This window comes from Micromonospora sp. NPDC049201, assembly GCF_055586805.1.
The window spans coordinates 1-17,140 of sequence record NZ_JBVJHM010000008.1 but is presented as its reverse complement, the minus strand read 5'-3'; the positions used below and the strand labels follow the sequence as shown (position 1 = coordinate 17,140).

Genomic DNA, 17,140 nt, shown 5'->3' with positions numbered 1-17,140 from the left:
GTCTAGAGATGGCCGAGATCCTCCTCTTCCACCACCTGCAAGGGCTCACCGACGGCGTACGCGCCCTCGCCGACGCCCTCGGCGACGGCGGGCACACCGTGCACCTCCCCGACCTCTTCGACGGCGAGCGTCCGGCCAGCGTCGAGGAGGGCTCGGCGCTGGTCAAACGCATCGGGAGGGACGTCCTCGACCAGCGTGCCGACCGGGTCGCCGCGGACCTGCGCCCCGACCTGGTCCACGCCGGCGTCTCCTGGGGCGCCGCCATCGCCCAACGGCTCGCCCAGACCCGGCCCGGCGCGCGGGCCGCCCTGCTCTACGAAGCCTGCCTGCCGGTCACCGGTGAATGGGCGATCGGCCCCTGGCCCGACGGCGTGGCGGTGCAGGTGCACGGCATGGAGCGGGACCCGTTCTTCGGGCTGGAGGGTGACGTCGATGCCGCCCGCGAACTGGTCTCGATCGTCGGCCCGGACCGGGGAGAGCTGTTCGTCTACCCCGGTGACCGGCACCTGTTCACCGACAGCTCGCTCCCGTCGTACGACGCGGAGGCGACCGCGCTGGTGGTGACCCGCAGCCGCGACCTCCTCGACCGGCTGGGCTGACCGCTCGCCCGCTACCGGTACTGGGCGATCTGGATGAGGTTGCCGCAGGTGTCGTCGAAGACGGCGGTCACCACCGGCCCCATGTCCACCGGCTCCTGCGTGAACAGCACACCGAGCTGTCGCAGCCGCTCGTGCTCGGCCGCCGCGTCGTCCACCGCGAACTGGGTGAAGGGAATGCCGTCGGCCGCCAGGGCCTCCTTGAACGCCTTGGCGGCCGGGTGGGCCTCCGGTTCCAGCAGCAGCTCGACCCCGTCGGGAGCGTCCGGCGAGACGACGGTCAGCCAGCGGTGCTCGCCGGTCGGCACGTCCGTCTTCTTCAGGAAGCCCAGCACGTCGGTGTAGAAGCGCAGAGCCTTCTCCTGGTCGTCGACGTACACGCTGGTCAGGTTGATTCTCATGGGGTCTCCCGGTTGGGTTCGGGCCTGAGCCACCGCTCGGTGATGGCGCGCAGCGGCCGGGTGTCGAGGTGGTGGAACTTGTACCGGCCCTGCCGGCGCGTGACGATCAGGCCGGCGGCCTCCAGCACGTCGAGGTGCTGGGAGATCGCCTGCCGGGACGAGCCGACCTGGTGCTTGGTGGCCAACCGGCCGCAGATCTCGAACAGCGTCTGACCGTCGCGCTCGGTCAGCTCGTCGAGGATCAGGCGGCGGGTGTGGTCGGCCAGCGCCTGGTACAGATCACCCACGTCGACCACCATAGGCAAGTCATGGCTTACCTATCAAGGGACCACCTGCCGCCAGGTGGATTCGACCTCGTCGACGTGCCGTCGGCTCCGCTACGGAACGTGATGCCCCCTCCATGGCCGGCACCGCTGATGTAGCTAGCTCGGCGCGTAGTCCTGGCGGACGATGCTGCCGCAGGCTCGCGATTCGTCTACGGTCATCCGCTGACCCGCCGAAGAGTGGAGTCCACGAGACTCGAACCCTTGATGCCGGGTGCAGTGACAGATCATCGTGATGCGGACAGATCGCCGTGCTGATGCTGTCCGCCGCAATTGTCTGCTGCTGTGAGGGCCCCCAGCTCACGGACAGTGATCAGGGAAGACTGATGCGCTTGTGCCCATCAGTCACGCAGATCGAGGTCCGGTTTCCCGGGCGGAGCCGACTACGCCTGCTCACCCCGCATGACGCGGCCTTTCGCGGCCTCGAATTGCTCGGTGCTCAGCGCCCCCGCGTTCCGCTTCGCGGCCAGCTGCCGGATCACGGTGAAGCGGTTGCCGTCGGCTGGCGATCCGTCGAGCTCGGCCTTGAGGACGTCGTACTCGGCGCGAGTCAGGGCCCCGGTGCTGCGCAGATCGTTGAGCCCCTTCAGCCGGGTCCACGGATCCGAGCGTCGCGTGCCGCTGGTCGCGCGCTTCTCCGGCGGCGCTGGGCGGCGCCGTCGGTTGACCAGCTGCACGATGCCGACGACGCCGAGGACCAGGCCGTTGGCCAGGAATGTCGCGCCGGCGATGGTGGTGCCGAGCTTCGCGTCCGGTGGCAGCGACGACTGGGTGAACGCCTTGATGAGCATGGCGGCGCCGCCACCGGCGAAGCCGACGACCCACAGCACCTGTCCGGCACCCGGTGTGAAGATCCGCGTGCTCACCAGCATGCCCGCGATCCACATGATCGCACCGGCGAAGGACAGCCAGAACAGGGTGTCCGAGCCTTCGGGGCAAGGACGTGCGACCTCGTACGAGCCGCCGGAAACGCAGCTACCAATGTCGATGACCTGGTTGAGCCCGATGGCCAGCAGCACGATGCCGGTCAAACCGATCAGCAGGCTTGCGGCCTCACGTACCACCGTGTTCATCCATGCTCCCCAAAGCGATCGTGGCCGCGAGAATAGCAATCGCCGGCGACTCAGAGCGGCTCCCGGGCCCGGTCGCCGGGGTGTGAACGATCCAGGCAGTCATGACCGTCGGGAATGTGCCGCTGCTATTCGCCGCCAGCCGGAACGACCCGTTCACGGATCGAAGCTGGTCCCGGCAGTGGGCGGACGGCAGAAGGTGGCTATCCCATATCAATTCGTCCCAAACAGCTAGATCATCTTTGCAGGATGCAAATTGCACGTGCAAAAAGGTTTGAGTGTTTAAAACAGGCCATGCGTGTATAAATTATCCGGCGGCACACCTTTGGCGTCGCACAAATTTTTGAGATGTCCACGAGTGGAGGTCACTTTCGACCATCCAAGTCGTTCTGAGGAGAGAGCAGGCAGAGCGCCTGCTTGGGATGGGGCGGCACGGCGACTTCCTAGGGCACCAGTGCCGCCCCACACCTGCAACTTCGACCATGCAAAGGCGCAGGCTCGATGAGCGTAACGAACGTCCGACGCAAAAAGTCTCGGGAGAAGCGGAAGGATGTACCCAGAAAGACCTGGTCAGCGACTGAATGGGTGGCCATTCTCGGTGCTCTGACTGCCTTGTTGGCTGGACTTGCCGCCCTGTTGGCCGAAGTCGCGAAGATCTTTCTCTAAGCACAGGGCCGGAGAGGTCGCTCACCTCTCCGGCCCGCCGCATGGAGTAGGCCGCAGAGCAAGCGACCTACTCGCGGCATCGTTCTACCTGATCAACCCGCCTGGCTCAGTGGAAGCCCCTCGACCGTCTGCCACTCGTACATCTGCCGATCGCGGTGCGTCTCGATGAGGTCGACATGGGTGATCGTCACACGGACCTTCTCGGCCTCGACGCGGCTAACCGTCTCGATGTAGGGCGCTGAATCCGTCCGCGGTGCTCCGAACACTCGGCAGAGCATGACGATCGCTTCGTCCGCGACGGTCATGGAGCCGATGCCCTGCATGGTGAGGTGCAGCCATTGGTTCGGGATCAGGGTCAGCTGCTCGGGCACTCCACGATCCGGATGACGGCCGACACCTACTGGCACGTCCTGCCTGCGCGGGCTCGTCAGGCTGCCTCTGCTGCCATCGACCCGAGCCCCGGTGAGGAGAGGACAGCGTGACCGCTTGGCTGCACTCGGACCGAGATCAGCCGAGGAACGTGCTGGTGGAGCCCAGGGGACTCGAACCCCTAACCCCTGCCTTGCAAAGATCAAGCCTCATGTCGGCCAGCGTCGATGACTGCTGCTGACCTGCTCGTCGTGTCGACTTCCGTCGCCCTCGGCCGGCGTTCGTCGATCGGCTTGGCTGTACGAATGGCTGTACAGCCACGTATAGAAGTGGCGCCGACAGCAGCCAGTGCCTTGCGATCTCGCCAGGCACCTTGAGCCCTACTCAGTCATCTCGCCACTATCCCGCATATGGTTCTTTTCGGGCGTGGCCAAGGCTGCCATCCTGAGGTATCTTCATGATCAACCCCTCCCTTCCGAACAAGTGATCTAATGCCTCAAAGGATGCAATCAGCCCTAATCACCTCCCTGAACACCAACAACGTCGGCGTGTCGCGCGGCCACCTCGTTGCAAGTGGAGCTATCGACCCGCAAAATTTCATGCGTGGAACTACACCCCCGAATCCGCGAGGTCTTGGTCGAGATCGAGGAGCGGAACAGCGAAGGCTTGCTCTACGTGACGGCAGCGTTGGATGCAGCGATCCAGGAGACCTACGCGCAGAGCGCCGCCAAGTTCCAGCCCCAGGAGCTGCGCGGCGTGGTGCTGGCGACCAACGTCCGGAACCTCGTGCTCTGGCACACGACGCAGCCGGAGTTCGCGGGCTCAGGCTTGGAGGCCCACGAAGGGGGCAACTGCTCCGTCGTGCTGTACGACCCGCGGGAGGTCCCGATCCGGGTTCGCAAGCATCCGCGGAAGCGCAGCAAGAAGCGGGAGCTGGTCTCGGTCACCAACCCCGACACGCTCCTGGCCCCTATCACGCACCCCGAGGAGACCACCCTCTTCGGGACGGACTGGCTTGCCGCGTCATGGGAGCCAACAGTGCTCTGGGATGCGGATCCTCGAACTCAGTCACTCCGCAAAGCTTGGCTCGGCGCCTTGGAGAAGGAAGTGGACGCCCCTCGCGTTTTCGGACGCCTTCCCATCCCTATTGGCTCGCCCGATCTCTACGCCAAGAAGTCGAGCAAGCCGGCCATCAACCTGGACTTCGACGACCTTTTCCCCAACGAAGGAACCGGCGACGAACCAGCATAAATTTCCTATTAAATGAAAGAATCGTCGGTGACAGGTCATGCTAATTACCGTGTACGGTGATCGCGTTCGCGCCGCCCGTATCCTTCGCCGCATGAAGTCGTCCGACGTCGCCGCTAAAATCGGCTGGCCTGCTTCCAAGCAGACCCGCCTAGAATATGCGGAAAAGTCATACCTTCATCCGGCGCAACTAGCGGAAGTAAGTCAACTACTCGACTTTCCTGAGAAATATTTCCAGCAAACGCCTCCGGCTGCACTAGCGCCGGAGGATCTGCTGTTTCGAGCGCCTGTGGCTACGCCAAAGAAAGAGAAGTCTTACCTCGCAGAATTTGCGAGGAGCGTGGGCGAAGTGCTCGAATGGCTGGACGACCATCATCGACTTCCGCCCGTGAAGATACCCTCAATGCCTTCGACCACCCCGGCGGCTCAGGCAGCATCGGAGGTGCGCAGGAGCCTAGGAGTGGGAGATGACCAGCCCATCCCGCACCTAACGCATCTAGCTGAGAGAGCCGGGGTGCCCGTAGTGATGCGTGGCAGCACCAGGCCTGTGGCTCTTCATGATCCCGATGAAGCGGACTATGAAGCGGTTACCGAGAAGCATCTCGGATATTCGGCCCGCGTAGGACAACATGGGGATAGACCGGTAACGGTAATTCGTGCCAATCATTCTTGGGAGCGAGTACGTTGGACCGTCGCCCATGAGATTGGTCATGTCACGCTTCATGCACAAGGCGTTAATGAGCAGTCGGAAGAGCAAGCGAGTTTATTCGCCAGCGAACTACTTGCACCAGCGGATGCGATTCAGGTAGAGCTACCGTCCCACGTGACGCTCGCTTCACTGACTGAGTTGAAACTCAAATGGGGGATTTCCCTAGGCGCATTGATCACCCACCTGCACTCGAACAGGCTTATCGATTCCGAGCGGTTCGAGACATTGCGGCGACAGTTGTACACACGCACTAATAGCTCCACTGGACGAAGTTGGGGAAGAGATGAGCCGGGCTGGGACTCTCGTGAAGTCGAAAAGCCGCGGCTCCTGGTAACTTGGATGGAGCGCTGTCTAGGCTTTGCCGCACCTCATGCAGTCGCTCAGCTTTCTGGATTGTGGCCCTCGGATCTCATCGCATCGATGATTAGTGGCCAGCGTGAGAAAAGTCTGGGTGGCCACGAGAAGCCGACTCCGAAGGAGCGTCCCATGAGCAACGTGGTGAATTTGGCCGCATGGCGGCGTGAAGCCTAAGCAGGGCTAGACCCTAGCTGCCATCCCGTCTGCCGCCGACCCACACAACGTGGAGCAGACCAGGGCCAGGGTGACAAGGTGGAGCACACCACTGTCTGAACGACCTTGTCGCCCTGGCCCTGGTCTGCTCGGCTTGCCTGGGTCGGTGGCTGGCGGGATGGCATCCCACCTCAACCACCCACCCACCGGAACGTTCGGCAACTCCATCCTGGAGTCGTCTGGCCCCCGCCGGAGGCACAGCTCCAACTTTGCCCTCTCCCTCACCCCACCACCCCCACACCCACCTCCACCCCTTCCCCACCCTGGGCCTGAGCGACCGTGCGGAACCGTTCGGCAACTTCGTCCGCTGCGGTTGGCCTGCCGGATCTCGTGCTGCTTCGGGATCGCCGGCATCGGGTAGAAGCGTGTCCGCCTGGGCCTGGTCGTCCTTCGGGACTCGTCACCGGGTCACCTCACTGACCCAGGTGTGACGCGCGGGGCGGGGCGTGGGGTTCGGGCCGGTTGATTTTCCGCCCCGGCGCCGTAGGCGGCCGGGGCGGCGGCTCCGCAGGAGCCGTTTGCCGCGCCCCGGCCCGCGCCGCGCGGAACGCGCTTGATCTAGTACAGGCCAATTCGGCAACAGATCACGGACAGCGCGCAGAGTCGACCCCGGCCGGCACCACAACAACGCCACCCCGGTCGCCGCCGACCGGTGCTGCCCTGCGAACCGCCTTGACTCATCGCTGTCGATGAGGGTCGCCGCAATGTCGCCTCGCGCCTGGTCGCCTTCACTCTCCTCCTGATTCCGGCGGCTCCTCTCACGGTCCATCTGCCCAGGCGTACACCATCTCTTCACGCCTTCCCCCGATACGCATACCGCTCCAGGGCAACAGGTCCACGGAACACGCCTGCCATTGCCCTTGAGAACTAGGAATGTGACGGAGGTTACACAACGGACAGTAGTGTGCGAACGCCTTGACCGGGCTAGGACGTTCGGTGCTAATTACTTGTACAAATATGGTCATTCTCTATGAATATCTAGATCATCTTTGCGTTATGCAACTTGCATGTGCAAGAAAACTTGCCCCATAAATGCGGTCCATACATGACAAAACGCCCCGCAACGCCAAAAAAAAAGTCGCACAAGAAAGTGCGACCTTCGAACTGATGTGTGACCTTCGCGAGAGCGCGTCGTTTCTGTTCATGAGCGGGCGCAGTGCCTGCTTGGGATGGGGCGGCACGGCGAGCTTGGCAGGGCACGGGTGCCGCCCCAGACCTGCACTTCGACGATGCAAAGGCGCAGGTTCGATGAGGGTAACGATCGTTTGGCGGCGGAAGCTTCGGTCCAGCAGAAAGGATATCCAAAAGAAGTCCTGGTCCCCGGCCGAGCGGGCGGGGCTGGTTAGCGCTTTCGGCGTCCTACTGACAGGGCTCGCGGCGCTGTTGGCTGAGCTGTCCAAGATCGTCTTTTAGTCTCAGGGCCCCGGGGCTGACTGTGCATCCCCGGGGCTCCCGCCTCTGCCTCCGGCTAAGCGAGGGGCAAGATCTCGACTGTCTCCCACTCATACATCTGCTGATCGCGGTGCATCTCGATGAGGTCGACATGGGTGATGGTCACCCGGGCCTTCTCGACCTTTGCCCGGCTGACCGTCTCGATGTAGGGCGCTGACGATCCGTCTGCTGTGAGGTAGGCGATGCTGACGTGAGGCCGGAACTTGTCGGCCTTCTCGGGCACCTGCTCCTCACCGAACACGCGGCCTATCGCAGTCCGCGTCAGCCGCCTCAACTCCTGCACTGGCTGCGGAGGCTCGGCGGGCATGACGATCGCTTCGTCCGCGACGATCGCCGAACCGAACTCCACCTCAAACGCCGGAACAGCGGCTAGCAGGTTTCGGGCCTCCTCCGCGAGCCGGCTGAGGACAGCCGGTTGAATCTCGTCGGTAAAGCCGACGCCCTGCATGGTGAGATGCAGCCACTGGTTCGGGATCAGGGTCAGGCTGGGCATCTCAGCGAGAGCGGTCCGGTACGTGGCGGCCAGGTCGTGCAGAGCCGGTTGGTTGTCGAAGGTGATGTGGAAGGCAAAGAAGCGCCGCCCGATGTGCCAGCCAGGGCGCCACCACCAGTGGTTGCGTACCTGATCGGCGTTCTGGCCGGGCGGAAGGTCAGCGAGGGACACCTAGCCTCCTCAGATCTCGGACGGAGCGTCAGGTTCGGCCGGTTCCGGCTCCACCTCGTACTCGTCAATCACGACGATGCGATCCGCCGGCCACACCGACTCGGAGACTTCCAGCAGGGAGCCGTCCTCCGCTCGGGCGACGTGGATCACCTGCATCACCGGCGCCCCCGTCGGCAGCTCCAACGCTGCTGCTTCTTCGGCGGTGGGTAGCCGGGAGAACCAGTGGTCGCGGGCAGTGGTGTAGCGCTTGCCGCTCAGCTCTTCGAGGCAGAGGAACAGGGCCTTCGGCACCACCTTGGGCTCTTCGAGGTACGTGCCGCCGGCAACCTCGGTGAGGATGTAGCTCGCCCCGATCTCCTCGGGCCGACCGGTCTCTCGGTCATAGAGGTGCCGACGACGGACCACTACCTCTGTGCCGGCTGGCAGATCCATCGCTGCGGCGATCTCACCTCCGACCGGAGCCCGGCCTGCAAACACGATTTCGTGACGCAGATGAGCGGTGAGCAGCTTCTGATCGCTTCTGGCCCGGCCATACCGGTGCCGTGAGCGGCGTTGAAGGCGCCGGCTTTCACGCACGAACGTGCCGACACCATGTCGGGACTCGATCAGACCTTCTGCCCGGAGAACGCCGATGGCGTTACGCAGAGTGATCGGGCTTACTCGGAACCGCTCGGCCAATGCCGTCTCGGCCGGCAGGCGTTCGCCTACCTTGATCTGGCCATCGCGGATACTCCGCCGCAGCTCCGCTGCGATCTGTAGGTATTTGGGCGCCCTTGCGCCCAGGTCGTCGGTCATCGCCGTCCTAACTCGGTCGGTCCTCTCAAGGACAACCCCTCTACTTCACTGTACGTGCGTTGGCCGGCTCACGCACCGGCGCTTCTCGCGCCTCGCGCCAAACCGAGTCCTGTAGAGGACTTGTGGACACACTCGACCTCCGCTACGGTCCTCTATAGGTCTACATGAGTAGACGGAGCGTTCGAGACGCGTGGAGGTTGAGAGCGATGGCTCTTCGTGGTGGTACTCGGTTCTCGGTTCCGTTCGAGGCGGTCTTTCCGCATGGCGCGGTGTTCGTGCCGGACTCGATCGCTGAGGCGCAGGACTTCAACGAGGTGACTCGTCAGCGGACGCCGGCGAAGGACAAGGTGACGGGGCAGCGGGTGTGGCAGTGCCGGGTGATGGACATGGACCCGGAGTTGGGGTCGCGGTCGCGTGAGGTGGCGATCAAGATCCTGGCCGATCACCAGCCGGTGCCGCCGGTGGGTCCGTTCGAGCGGGTGGAGTTCGAGGGCCTGAACGTGACGCCTTACGTCGGTTCGAATGGCCGGCTGGCGTTCTCCTACCGGGCCACCGCGTTGGTGGCGCCGAAGACCCTGGCTGAGACGCGCGGGAAGGCCGCCTGATGGCCGCCGGTAACGCTGGTCCGGTGCGGCGGGAGCAGGTGGCGAAGCTGATCCGTCTGGCCCGCGCGGAAGACCGGGCCGCCGACCGCGACATCTTGAGCGCGGAGTTCGAGCAGGCGCGGGCCGCCACGTATGCGGCGTTGGCGGAGTCGTCGCCGGAGGAGAAGTACCAGGCTCGGCGGGCTCGCGGGTCCGCCAAGAACTGACCAGATGTGGCGCGGGGCGGCCCATGCCCTAGGAAAGCCGGCCGCCCCGCTGCCCTTCAAAACCCATCTCGGCCTGGAAGGGCAGGTTCATCATGCCTGTTGTCCTGGACTGGACGCGCGGTGCGGGTGCCGGCGAGCCGGTTCCGTGTGTCATCTGCGCTAAGCCCGCGATTTGTCGGAGCCCGGCGGGCAAGCCGGTGCACAAGGTCTGCGCTGAGGCGTGGATCGAGCAGCGCAACACCAACAGCCGTCAGGCGGTGGCGTGATGGTGCGCGCGCCGCTGGTCAACTTCCGCCGGTTCCAGATCAGCGCCCCGTGGCCCCTGGTCTGGACCGTCACCGCTCTGTTCCTCCTGCTCCGGCTCGTCACCGCCGTGGTGCGCCTCATCGTGTTCGTGGTGCGGCATTGGCGGGCCTGGCCGCTCGTGGCCTTGGTCCTGCTCGCCATCGACACCTACCGCGCTTACGGGTGGTGGCCTCACCTCCTGGCCGCCGTCGTCCTTACCGCTGCTGGCGGCTTCTGGTGGTGGCGGGGCCGGGACTCGTTCCACCGTCACGTTGTCCTGCGGGCCGTCTCGGTGTGGCGGCGGTTGTGGGTGTATCGGCGTCAGTGGCACGAGGTGATGTCGCTGTGTGGGCTGGTGAAGAAGTACGACGGCGGGGAGGTGCTGCCGCGGCTGTTGTCGGTGCGCTGCTCCTACGCCACTGACGAGCTGGTGCTGCGGATGCCGAAGGGCCAGAACCCGGAGGTGTACCAGAAGGCGGCCCGCGACCTGGCCTACTCGTTCGGCACCCGCCACTGCCGGGTCTTCTCCACCCGCCGCCACCCAACCCCGCACCGCACCGGCCGTCTCGCCGTCGTGCTGCGGCTGATCGACCGGGTGCGGCTGCGGGACCGGCCCCGGCACGTGTGGCTCGTGTTCATCCGCCGCGACCCGCTCACCCGCATCGTCGCTCCACTGCCGGTGCCGGCCCGCCCGGACTTCACCGCCCTGCCCCTGGGACTGCGGGAGGACCTGGCCGCGTACTGCTTCCGCCTTCTCGCCACCCACGTGCTCATCGGCGGCGCCACCCGCATGGGCAAGGGCTCCGTCATCTGGTCCCTACTCCGCGCTCTCGCCGCCGGTATCCGCTCGGGGTTGGTGCGGGTGTGGGCGATCGACCCGAAGGGCGGCATGGAACTGGCGATCGGCCGGCCGCTGTTCTCCCGCTACGTCGATGACGACTGGCACCGCATGGCGGACCTGCTCGAAGACGCCGTGGCCCGGATGCGCGCCCGTCAACAGATCCTTCGCGGCAAAGCCCGCGTCCACACCCCGACCGTCGATGAGCCGCTGATCGTCGTCGTCATCGACGAAATCGCCGCCCTGCTGGCGTACCTGCCTGACTCCGACATCCGTACCCGGATCGCTCAGGCGCTCGGGTTGCTGCTGTCGCAGGGTGCCGGCCTCGGCATCCTGGTCGTTGCCGCGACCCAGGACCCGCGCAAGGAAGTCGTCTCGGTGCGCGACCTGTTCCCGACCCGCATCGCCCTCGGCCTGACCGAACGCGGCCACGTCGACCTGCTCCTCGGAGACGGCGCCCGCGACCGCGGAGCACTCGCGGATCAGATCCCACTGTCCGGCAAGGGCGTGGCCTACGTCCTGCTCGACGGCCAACCCGAACCCGCCCGCGTCCGCTTCTCCTACATCTCCGACGACGTGATCCGCGACATGACCGCCACGTTCCCGGCCCCACCGGAGACGCAGCCCGAACCCGTCGTCCAGCCGGCCGCCCCGAAGCCCCGCACCGGCAACGGCCGGCACACCTACCGACCGACCCCGCCGAAGCAGGGCGCGCCGCTGCTGCCGTCGTCGCTGCTCAACGCCCTGGACCTCAACGCCACGAACGGGAGTGACCCCCGATGAACCACGAGATGACCGAGGGCGCTGCGGTGCGGATGCCCTACGCCGACGACCCCGACCAGGACCAGGCCCTGGAGCCGCGCCGCTTCTACCGGCTGCGTGCCCCGCACGTCGACAAAGCCTCGGTACCGGTGACGGTCCGGGTCACCCCGGACGCCGACCTCTACCTCGCCGTGGGTGCCGGCCGCCGCCGCATGTACCTCACCCCCGCTGAGGCGTGGGCGCTGTGGCGCTGCCTGTCCGAAGCCGTCGCGTCGACCGGTGAGCCGCCGGAGTGGATTCGCGTGCACGTCAACCCCACCACCCGCTGACCCGCCTGCCTGCTTGGAGATCCTGATGGCTACCCGTCGTCTCAACCTCCGGCCGATCCGCCGGACCTGCCTCGACCTGCTCCACGTCGACCCCGACCAGTCCTGCCCCTACTGCGCCCCCGACCCCGACACCGCTGACGTCATCGCCGCCGCGCTGCGCCAGCACGCCGAGATTGCCGCCGAAGACGCCGAAGCGTGGGGGTGGGCGGCATGAACCCGCAGATCTGGTCCTGGCTCCTCATGGCCGTCGGCGTCACCGGCCTGTGGCTGGCCGGCAAGCGCTCCTGGACCGGCTGGGCCGTCGGCCTCGCTGGCCAAGGACTGTGGCTGGCCTACGCCATCGCCACCCGCCAGTGGGGCTTCCTGGCCTCCTGCTTCGTCTACGGCCCGGTCTACCTGCGCAACCTGCACGCCTGGCTCCGCCCCACCCCCACCACGCCGACGCCGACGCCGGCCGTCCCACAGGCCCCGGCTCACGTGGAGCGGAACCTCCCGGCTGCGGCGCCGCGTCCCCGCCGCCAGCACACCGGCCCGGCCCGCTGCCTCACCCCGTACTGCCTGCTGCCCGCCACGCACTGGCACGACGGCGCACCCCGCTGCCTGCCCTGCGCCAACGCCTGCATCCGCGAAGAAGGACTCACCGGAGTCGAGCCGGTCCCCGGCAGTGATGCCGACTTCGCCGCCTACTACCTGACCCGCGACCTGAACCCGGCCCTGCGCACGGACGGTGCCCGCTGATGCGCCGCTACCTCACCACCGACGGCCTCGAAGCCGTCGCCCTGGTCCTCATCCTCCTCGTCGTCGCCGGAACCGCCGGATGGGCGTCGTTCTCCCACGTCCACGACTGGACCATGCGCCACGTCCCCGACGGCACCCCCGACGCCTTCGGCTGGGCCAACGCCGTCCTGTCCGACCTCGTCCCGGTCGCGTGCCTGCTCGACATCCGCCGACGCCGACGCCACCGCCAGCCGATCGGCTACCCGGTGTTCCTCATGCTGGCCTTCGCCGCGTTCTCCCTCGCCGCCCAGCTCGCCGTCGCGGATGCCAGCCCGTCCGGGTGGCTGCTGTCCGCGCTGCCGGCGCTGGCGTTCATGGCCCTGACCAAGCTCGTCTTCACCGGCACCCCCACCCCGGCACCCGCCCCCGCCCGGCCGACCCCGGCACCGGTACCGGCTCCCGCGCGGGAGGCCGTCGACGCCGAACCCGTCAACATCCCGACCACCCCGGCGCCCACCTTCGCCCCGCCCGCTCCGTCCTCGGCTGCGGCTGTCGGCCAGGTCCGGTCGGCGCTCGTGTCGTCAGTCGTCCAGGCACCGCGCAACGGCCACATCGTCTCGGAGGTGACCCGATGACCCGCTCACTCACCCACCGCACCCCCACCCCGCCGCGCACCCTGACCCGCCGCGTCGTCGGCACCCCCGCCGAAGTCGCCGCCGCGCTCGCCGTCCTACGCGAGTCAGGCCGGCTGATGTTCGCCGACCGCCCCCGCCACCACCCCGACGGCCGGGTCACCGTCACCGTCCGGTTCCTCGACACCGCCCGCACCGCCCCGCCGGTGGTGCGTCGGCTGCGCCGGGGCCGGGTCATCGCCGCCACCGCCATCACCGCCACGGCCGTCGGTGCCCTGGCCGGGATCGGCTACCTCGCCGTCCAGGTCGCGAACACCGTCCAGCAGACGGCACCCGCCGCCGTCGGCGTGGTCCTGGTCCTCATCGTCCTCGCCGTGTTGCTGCTGCGCCGTAAGACCACCTGCGGCGGGCTGCACTGCTCGGGATGCCGGCACTGACCGCCACGGGTCGGCCCACCTACTGCGCGCGCTGCCGTAGGTGGGCCACCGCCCTCATCGAAGCCGGCCACCCCGGCACCGGCCGCTACCGCGCCGAAACCACCTGCCCCCGCCACGAAACCGCCGCCCGCCGCTGGGCCAGCCACGCCGGCCCACCCCGCACCACACCCATCGGCCCGACACCCGCTGCCCTGTTCGAACTTCCGGAGGTGACCCGATGACCGCCCCGACCCTGCCCGGCCTCACCCCCGACCCGGTGCCGCCCGCCGGTCCGGTGACCATCCCGGCCGACGTCGCACCGGCGCCCGGTACTCGTGCCGCTCGCCTCGCGCTGCCGATGTCGCGCAAGGTCCTCACGGAGATGGCCGCCGAGTACGGCGTCTGCCTGCACCCGGTCACCCTGCGCCGCACCGACCTACACACCGGCCTGACCGAAGTCGTGGACCTGCCCTGCGGCTCCACCCGCGAAGACAAATGCGAACCCTGCGCCAAACGCGCCCGCCGGCTACGCCAGACCCAGATCCGCGAGGGCTGGCACCGCACCGACGAACCCGCCCCCGCACCCAACCCCGCCACCGACGCGCAACGCGAGCTGATCCTGCTACGCGCGCACCTGGAGTTCGCCCGCGACGAAGCCCAACGCGCCGCCCAGTTCGACCAGCTCCCCGACATCGACGAGGCGATCGGGGAGGTAGAGGAAGCTATCGCCGCCGAAGGACTCCGCGGCACTGTCGCCCCCGCCCACGACCAGGACGACGACGACAACCACGGCCGGCGCAAGCGCTCCACTCGCCGCCGCCAGGACGCACCCGACCTACCTCGCAAGAAGGTCGAGCCGCGAACGGTTGGAAAGGTCTACACCGCCCCGGACGGCACCGAACACCGGCCGTCCATGTGGCTGTCGCTGACCCTCGACACCTACGGGCGGGTCCTGCCCGACGGCACCCCCGTCAACCCGAGCACGTACGACTACCGGCGGGCCGCCTGGGATGCGGTGCACTTCGCCCGGCTGTTGGACCGGTTCTGGCAGAACCTGCGCCGCTGCGCGGGCTGGAACGTCCAGTACGCCGGCTGCGTCGAGCCCCAGCGACGCCTCGCCCCACACGCGCACTTCGCCATCCGCGGCACGATCCCGCGTGCGGTGCTGCGCCAGGTCGCCGCCGCCACCTACCACCAAGTCTGGTGGCCTCCCGCCGACGAACCCGCCTACACCCTCGACCGGCCCCCGGTCTGGGATGCCGACCGCGCGGAGTGGGTCGATCCGGACAGCCGGGAACCGCTGCGTTCGTGGGCTGACGCCTTGGACCTCATCGACTCCGACCCCGACGCGCAACCCGCCCACGTCGTCAGGTTCGGCCCGCAGGTCCACGCCGAAGGTGTGACCCCCGGCACCGTGCACGCGAATCGCACGATCGGCTACATCACGAAGTACATCACCAAGTCCGCGGCTGACTGCCACAAGCCCGACAGCGACCGGCAGCGAGACCACCTCGACCGGCTCTGGCATCAACTCCGGGTCACGCCGTGCAACGAGCGGTGCGCGAACTGGCTGCTCTACGGCATCCAGCCAAAGAAGGCACACGGGCGTCTGCAAGCCGGCCGCTGCAAGGGAAAGGTCCACCAGCGGGCCACCCTCGGCATCGGCGGCCGACGCATCCTCGTCTCCCGCGACTGGTCCGGAAAGACCCTCGCCGACCACCGCGCCGACGCCCGCGCCTGGGTCCGCAACCTCCTCGGCGTCACCGTCGGCGCCACCGATGCGGAGGCTGTCGACCAGGACGACCCGCCCGCCTACGCCTGGGAACTCGCCCGCCCCGACGACCCCGACCTACCGCCGCTGCAACATCGGCTCCTCAAGGCGCTGTCGCAACGGGCGCAGTGGAAGGCGGCCCTTCTCGCGGCGAGGGATAAGGCCGCGCAGGTCGCGCCAGCTCCGACCCGATCCGACCTCGACTCCCCGGAAGGACGTGCGTGATGATCCAGCCCCGTGCCGTGGCTCCCAAGAGCGTCCGGCCCGCCGAAGCTGCCGCTCTCCTGGGCGTCTGCCGGGACACCGTCTACGTGCTGATGCGCTCCGGCCGTCTCCGGTCGATCAAGGCTGGTCGGGCTCGCCTGATCCCGCTGACGGCGATAGACGACTTCCTGTCGGCTGATGAGGAGTTCGCGGCATGACCGGCCGTCGTCGTCGGGCTCATGGGGAAGGCTCGGTGTACGAGCAGCGACCGGGCGTGTGGGCTGCCGTGATCGACCTCGGGTGGATCGACGGAAAGCGGAAGCGGAAATACGTCTACGCCAAGACCGAGGCGGAAGCGGTCCGCAAGCGCGACGAGTTGCGGCGCCAACTCCAGCTCGGCGTCGACCTCACCGCGCAGCCTCGGACCGTCGAAGCCTGGTTGACCGAATGGCTGAGGGACGTGAAGGCCCACGACGGCACCCGACCGTCAACACTCGTCCGCTACCGCCTGGCCGTGACCAAGCACCTGGTGCCAGGGCTGGGCCGGGTGAAGCTCGATCGGCTGACGCCTCGGGAGGTTCAGCGGTTCCTCACCGGGCTCCGGGGCAAGCTCGCGCCGGCCAGCATCATCAAGGTGCACGCGGTGCTGCGCGTCGCCCTAGCCGACGCTGAGCGAATGGACCTCGTCGCGCGCAACGTCGCCAAGGCGGCCAAGCCACCGGCCCTCGGTCGGGTCGAACGACGGGCTCTGACTCCCGAAGAGGCCAAGGAGCTGCTGTCGGTGCTCACCGGCGAGCGGCTGGAGTCCCTGTTCGTGCTGGCGCTGGCCACCGGGCTTCGTCGGGCGGAACTGCTGGGCCTGCGCTGGTCGGATGTCGACCTGCCCGGTAGAGCGCTGTTCGTCCGCCAGACGCTTCAGCGCACGGATCGCGGGGTGGAGTTCGTGCCGCCGAAGACTCACCGGTCGAGCCGTCCCTTGCCGCTGTCCGCGCTGGCGGTGCGGGCGTTGGAGTCTCAGCGGGTCCGGCAGGCCAAGGAACGGCTCGCGGCGGGGGAGCTGTGGTCGGACTTCGGGTTGGTCTTTGCCAGCACGATCGGCACCCCAATGGAGCCGCGGAACGTCAACCGGCGCTTCGAGCAGCTTCGGGCGGTGGCCGGTCTGGACTGGCTGCACCTGCACGACCTGCGGCATGCGTTCGCCACGTTCCTGCTCGACCAGGGCGAGGAGCTGCGCACGGTGATGGAGCTGCTCGGGCACTCCACGATCCGAATGACGGCCGACACCTATGGGCACGTCCTGCCGGCGCGGGCTCGTCAGGCTGCCTCGGCCATCGACCGCGTTCTCGGTGAGGAGGAGTCGGCGTGACCGCTTGGCTGTACGAATGGCTGTACTCGGGACCGAGATCAACCGAGGAAAGTGCTGGTGGAGCCCAGGGGACTCGAACCCCTAACCCCTGCCTTGCAAAGGCAGTGCTCTGCCAGTTGAGCTAGGGCCCCGAGGCGGCGCTCAGC

Annotated in this window: 20 protein-coding genes and 1 tRNA gene; 14 read left to right on the top strand and 7 right to left on the bottom strand. The window is 67.3% G+C overall.

All coding sequences use genetic code 11. The features are described 5' to 3' along the window. The first annotated feature begins 8 nt into the window (after positions 1–8). Positions 9–599, top strand: coding sequence for a dienelactone hydrolase family protein (locus ACZ6O5_RS18265; RefSeq protein ID WP_465978542.1), 591 nt, complete (start codon positions 9–11; stop codon positions 597–599). An 11-nt stretch (positions 600–610) separates the two neighbouring features. Here ACZ6O5_RS18265 and ACZ6O5_RS18260 read toward each other — a convergent pair whose 3' ends face one another. From ACZ6O5_RS18260 to ACZ6O5_RS18245, 4 genes are all read right to left on the bottom strand, one after another. Then, the gene (locus ACZ6O5_RS18260) at positions 611–997 is read right to left on the bottom strand and encodes a VOC family protein (protein ID WP_405091798.1); all 387 of its coding nucleotides are present in this window, start codon (positions 995–997) and stop codon (positions 611–613) included. Beyond that, positions 994–1,296 (bottom strand): ArsR/SmtB family transcription factor, encoded by a 303-nt coding sequence (locus ACZ6O5_RS18255; protein WP_465978539.1) that lies wholly within the window; start codon positions 1,294–1,296, stop codon positions 994–996. Before ACZ6O5_RS18255 ends, ACZ6O5_RS18260 begins: the two co-directional genes overlap by 4 nt. A 407-nt stretch (positions 1,297–1,703) precedes the next feature. Then, positions 1,704–2,393: a hypothetical protein gene (locus tag ACZ6O5_RS18250; protein WP_465978537.1), complete on the bottom strand. Its 690-nt coding sequence runs from the start codon at positions 2,391–2,393 to the stop codon at positions 1,704–1,706. Positions 2,394–3,148: 755 nt separating this feature from the next. Next, entirely contained in the window at positions 3,149–3,427 is a 279-nt protein-coding gene (locus ACZ6O5_RS18245; RefSeq protein WP_465978535.1) for a hypothetical protein, read from the bottom strand. Positions 3,428–4,028: 601 nt separating this feature from the next. Here ACZ6O5_RS18245 and ACZ6O5_RS18240 point away from each other — a divergent pair. Together ACZ6O5_RS18240 and ACZ6O5_RS18235 are read left to right on the top strand one after the other, a co-directional pair. After that, entirely contained in the window at positions 4,029–4,676 is a 648-nt protein-coding gene (locus ACZ6O5_RS18240; protein WP_465978533.1) for a hypothetical protein, read from the top strand. 91 nt (positions 4,677–4,767) lie between these two features. Continuing rightward, positions 4,768–5,913: an ImmA/IrrE family metallo-endopeptidase gene (locus tag ACZ6O5_RS18235; protein ID WP_465978532.1), complete on the top strand. Its 1,146-nt coding sequence runs from the start codon at positions 4,768–4,770 to the stop codon at positions 5,911–5,913. Positions 5,914–7,420: 1,507 nt separating this feature from the next. Here ACZ6O5_RS18235 and ACZ6O5_RS18230 read toward each other — a convergent pair. Both ACZ6O5_RS18230 and ACZ6O5_RS18225 read right to left on the bottom strand, forming a co-directional pair. Further along, the gene (locus ACZ6O5_RS18230; RefSeq protein ID WP_465978530.1) at positions 7,421–8,068 is read right to left on the bottom strand and encodes a 2'-5' RNA ligase family protein; all 648 of its coding nucleotides are present in this window, start codon (positions 8,066–8,068) and stop codon (positions 7,421–7,423) included. A gap of 9 nt (positions 8,069–8,077) precedes the next feature. Further along, on the bottom strand, positions 8,078–8,863 hold the full coding sequence (locus tag ACZ6O5_RS18225) for a GntR family transcriptional regulator (protein ID WP_465978528.1): 786 nt from the start codon (positions 8,861–8,863) through the stop codon (positions 8,078–8,080). A 206-nt stretch (positions 8,864–9,069) separates the two neighbouring features. On the opposite strand from ACZ6O5_RS18225, the gene ACZ6O5_RS18220 reads away from it, so the two are divergent. From ACZ6O5_RS18220 to ACZ6O5_RS18170, 11 genes are all read left to right on the top strand, one after another. Then, the gene (locus ACZ6O5_RS18220) at positions 9,070–9,468 is read left to right on the top strand and encodes a transcriptional regulator (protein WP_107159292.1); all 399 of its coding nucleotides are present in this window, start codon (positions 9,070–9,072) and stop codon (positions 9,466–9,468) included. Further along, on the top strand, positions 9,468–9,674 hold the full coding sequence (locus tag ACZ6O5_RS18215) for a hypothetical protein (protein WP_465978526.1): 207 nt from the start codon (positions 9,468–9,470) through the stop codon (positions 9,672–9,674). Before ACZ6O5_RS18220 ends, ACZ6O5_RS18215 begins: the two co-directional genes overlap by 1 nt. A 265-nt stretch (positions 9,675–9,939) precedes the next feature. After that, the gene (locus ACZ6O5_RS18210; protein ID WP_465978524.1) at positions 9,940–11,580 is read left to right on the top strand and encodes an FtsK/SpoIIIE domain-containing protein; all 1,641 of its coding nucleotides are present in this window, start codon (positions 9,940–9,942) and stop codon (positions 11,578–11,580) included. Continuing rightward, positions 11,577–11,888: a spread protein gene (locus ACZ6O5_RS18205; protein WP_465978522.1), complete on the top strand. Its 312-nt coding sequence runs from the start codon at positions 11,577–11,579 to the stop codon at positions 11,886–11,888. The genes ACZ6O5_RS18210 and ACZ6O5_RS18205 overlap by 4 nt, the downstream gene beginning before the upstream one ends. A 25-nt stretch (positions 11,889–11,913) precedes the next feature. After that, on the top strand, positions 11,914–12,102 hold the full coding sequence (locus tag ACZ6O5_RS18200; protein WP_465978520.1) for a hypothetical protein: 189 nt from the start codon (positions 11,914–11,916) through the stop codon (positions 12,100–12,102). Beyond that, complete coding sequence (locus ACZ6O5_RS18195; protein WP_465978518.1) at positions 12,099–12,626, top strand: hypothetical protein; 528 nt, start codon at positions 12,099–12,101, stop codon at positions 12,624–12,626. The genes ACZ6O5_RS18200 and ACZ6O5_RS18195 overlap by 4 nt, the downstream gene beginning before the upstream one ends. Continuing rightward, positions 12,626–13,240 (top strand): hypothetical protein, encoded by a 615-nt coding sequence (locus ACZ6O5_RS18190; RefSeq protein ID WP_465978516.1) that lies wholly within the window; start codon positions 12,626–12,628, stop codon positions 13,238–13,240. Before ACZ6O5_RS18195 ends, ACZ6O5_RS18190 begins: the two co-directional genes overlap by 1 nt. Further along, complete coding sequence (locus tag ACZ6O5_RS18185) at positions 13,237–13,674, top strand: hypothetical protein (RefSeq protein WP_465978514.1); 438 nt, start codon at positions 13,237–13,239, stop codon at positions 13,672–13,674. The genes ACZ6O5_RS18190 and ACZ6O5_RS18185 overlap by 4 nt, the downstream gene beginning before the upstream one ends. A 217-nt stretch (positions 13,675–13,891) precedes the next feature. Continuing rightward, positions 13,892–15,649, top strand: a complete 1,758-nt coding sequence (locus ACZ6O5_RS18180; protein WP_465978512.1) for a replication initiator — start codon at positions 13,892–13,894, stop codon at positions 15,647–15,649. Next, complete coding sequence (locus tag ACZ6O5_RS18175; RefSeq protein WP_465978511.1) at positions 15,649–15,846, top strand: helix-turn-helix domain-containing protein; 198 nt, start codon at positions 15,649–15,651, stop codon at positions 15,844–15,846. Before ACZ6O5_RS18180 ends, ACZ6O5_RS18175 begins: the two co-directional genes overlap by 1 nt. 35 nt (positions 15,847–15,881) lie before the next feature. Continuing rightward, complete coding sequence (locus ACZ6O5_RS18170) at positions 15,882–16,994, top strand: tyrosine-type recombinase/integrase (RefSeq protein WP_465978509.1); 1,113 nt, start codon at positions 15,882–15,884, stop codon at positions 16,992–16,994. A gap of 55 nt (positions 16,995–17,049) precedes the next feature. On the opposite strand, the gene ACZ6O5_RS18165 is transcribed toward ACZ6O5_RS18170, so the two are convergent. Next, positions 17,050–17,125: transfer RNA gene (locus ACZ6O5_RS18165), tRNA-Ala, on the bottom strand. Between the last annotated feature and the right edge of the window lie 15 nt (positions 17,126–17,140).

Excerpts from the sequence above, each read along its gene's own strand:
- ACZ6O5_RS18265 (WP_465978542.1), top strand. The coding sequence starts at position 9 with ATGGCCGAGATCCTCCTCTTCCACCACCTGCAAGGGCTCACCGACGGC.
- ACZ6O5_RS18260 (WP_405091798.1), bottom strand. The coding sequence starts at position 997 with ATGAGAATCAACCTGACCAGCGTGTACGTCGACGACCAGGAGAAGGCT.
- ACZ6O5_RS18255 (WP_465978539.1), bottom strand. The coding sequence starts at position 1,296 with ATGGTGGTCGACGTGGGTGATCTGTACCAGGCGCTGGCCGACCACACC.
- ACZ6O5_RS18250 (WP_465978537.1), bottom strand. The coding sequence starts at position 2,393 with ATGAACACGGTGGTACGTGAGGCCGCAAGCCTGCTGATCGGTTTGACC.
- ACZ6O5_RS18235 (WP_465978532.1), top strand. The coding sequence starts at position 4,768 with ATGAAGTCGTCCGACGTCGCCGCTAAAATCGGCTGGCCTGCTTCCAAG.
- ACZ6O5_RS18225 (WP_465978528.1), bottom strand. The coding sequence starts at position 8,863 with ATGACCGACGACCTGGGCGCAAGGGCGCCCAAATACCTACAGATCGCA.
- ACZ6O5_RS18220 (WP_107159292.1), top strand. The coding sequence starts at position 9,070 with ATGGCTCTTCGTGGTGGTACTCGGTTCTCGGTTCCGTTCGAGGCGGTC.
- ACZ6O5_RS18215 (WP_465978526.1), top strand. The coding sequence starts at position 9,468 with ATGGCCGCCGGTAACGCTGGTCCGGTGCGGCGGGAGCAGGTGGCGAAG.
- ACZ6O5_RS18210 (WP_465978524.1), top strand. The coding sequence starts at position 9,940 with ATGGTGCGCGCGCCGCTGGTCAACTTCCGCCGGTTCCAGATCAGCGCC.
- ACZ6O5_RS18205 (WP_465978522.1), top strand. The coding sequence starts at position 11,577 with ATGAACCACGAGATGACCGAGGGCGCTGCGGTGCGGATGCCCTACGCC.
- ACZ6O5_RS18200 (WP_465978520.1), top strand. The coding sequence starts at position 11,914 with ATGGCTACCCGTCGTCTCAACCTCCGGCCGATCCGCCGGACCTGCCTC.
- ACZ6O5_RS18195 (WP_465978518.1), top strand. The coding sequence starts at position 12,099 with ATGAACCCGCAGATCTGGTCCTGGCTCCTCATGGCCGTCGGCGTCACC.
- ACZ6O5_RS18190 (WP_465978516.1), top strand. The coding sequence starts at position 12,626 with ATGCGCCGCTACCTCACCACCGACGGCCTCGAAGCCGTCGCCCTGGTC.
- ACZ6O5_RS18185 (WP_465978514.1), top strand. The coding sequence starts at position 13,237 with ATGACCCGCTCACTCACCCACCGCACCCCCACCCCGCCGCGCACCCTG.
- ACZ6O5_RS18180 (WP_465978512.1), top strand. The coding sequence starts at position 13,892 with ATGACCGCCCCGACCCTGCCCGGCCTCACCCCCGACCCGGTGCCGCCC.
- ACZ6O5_RS18175 (WP_465978511.1), top strand. The coding sequence starts at position 15,649 with ATGATCCAGCCCCGTGCCGTGGCTCCCAAGAGCGTCCGGCCCGCCGAA.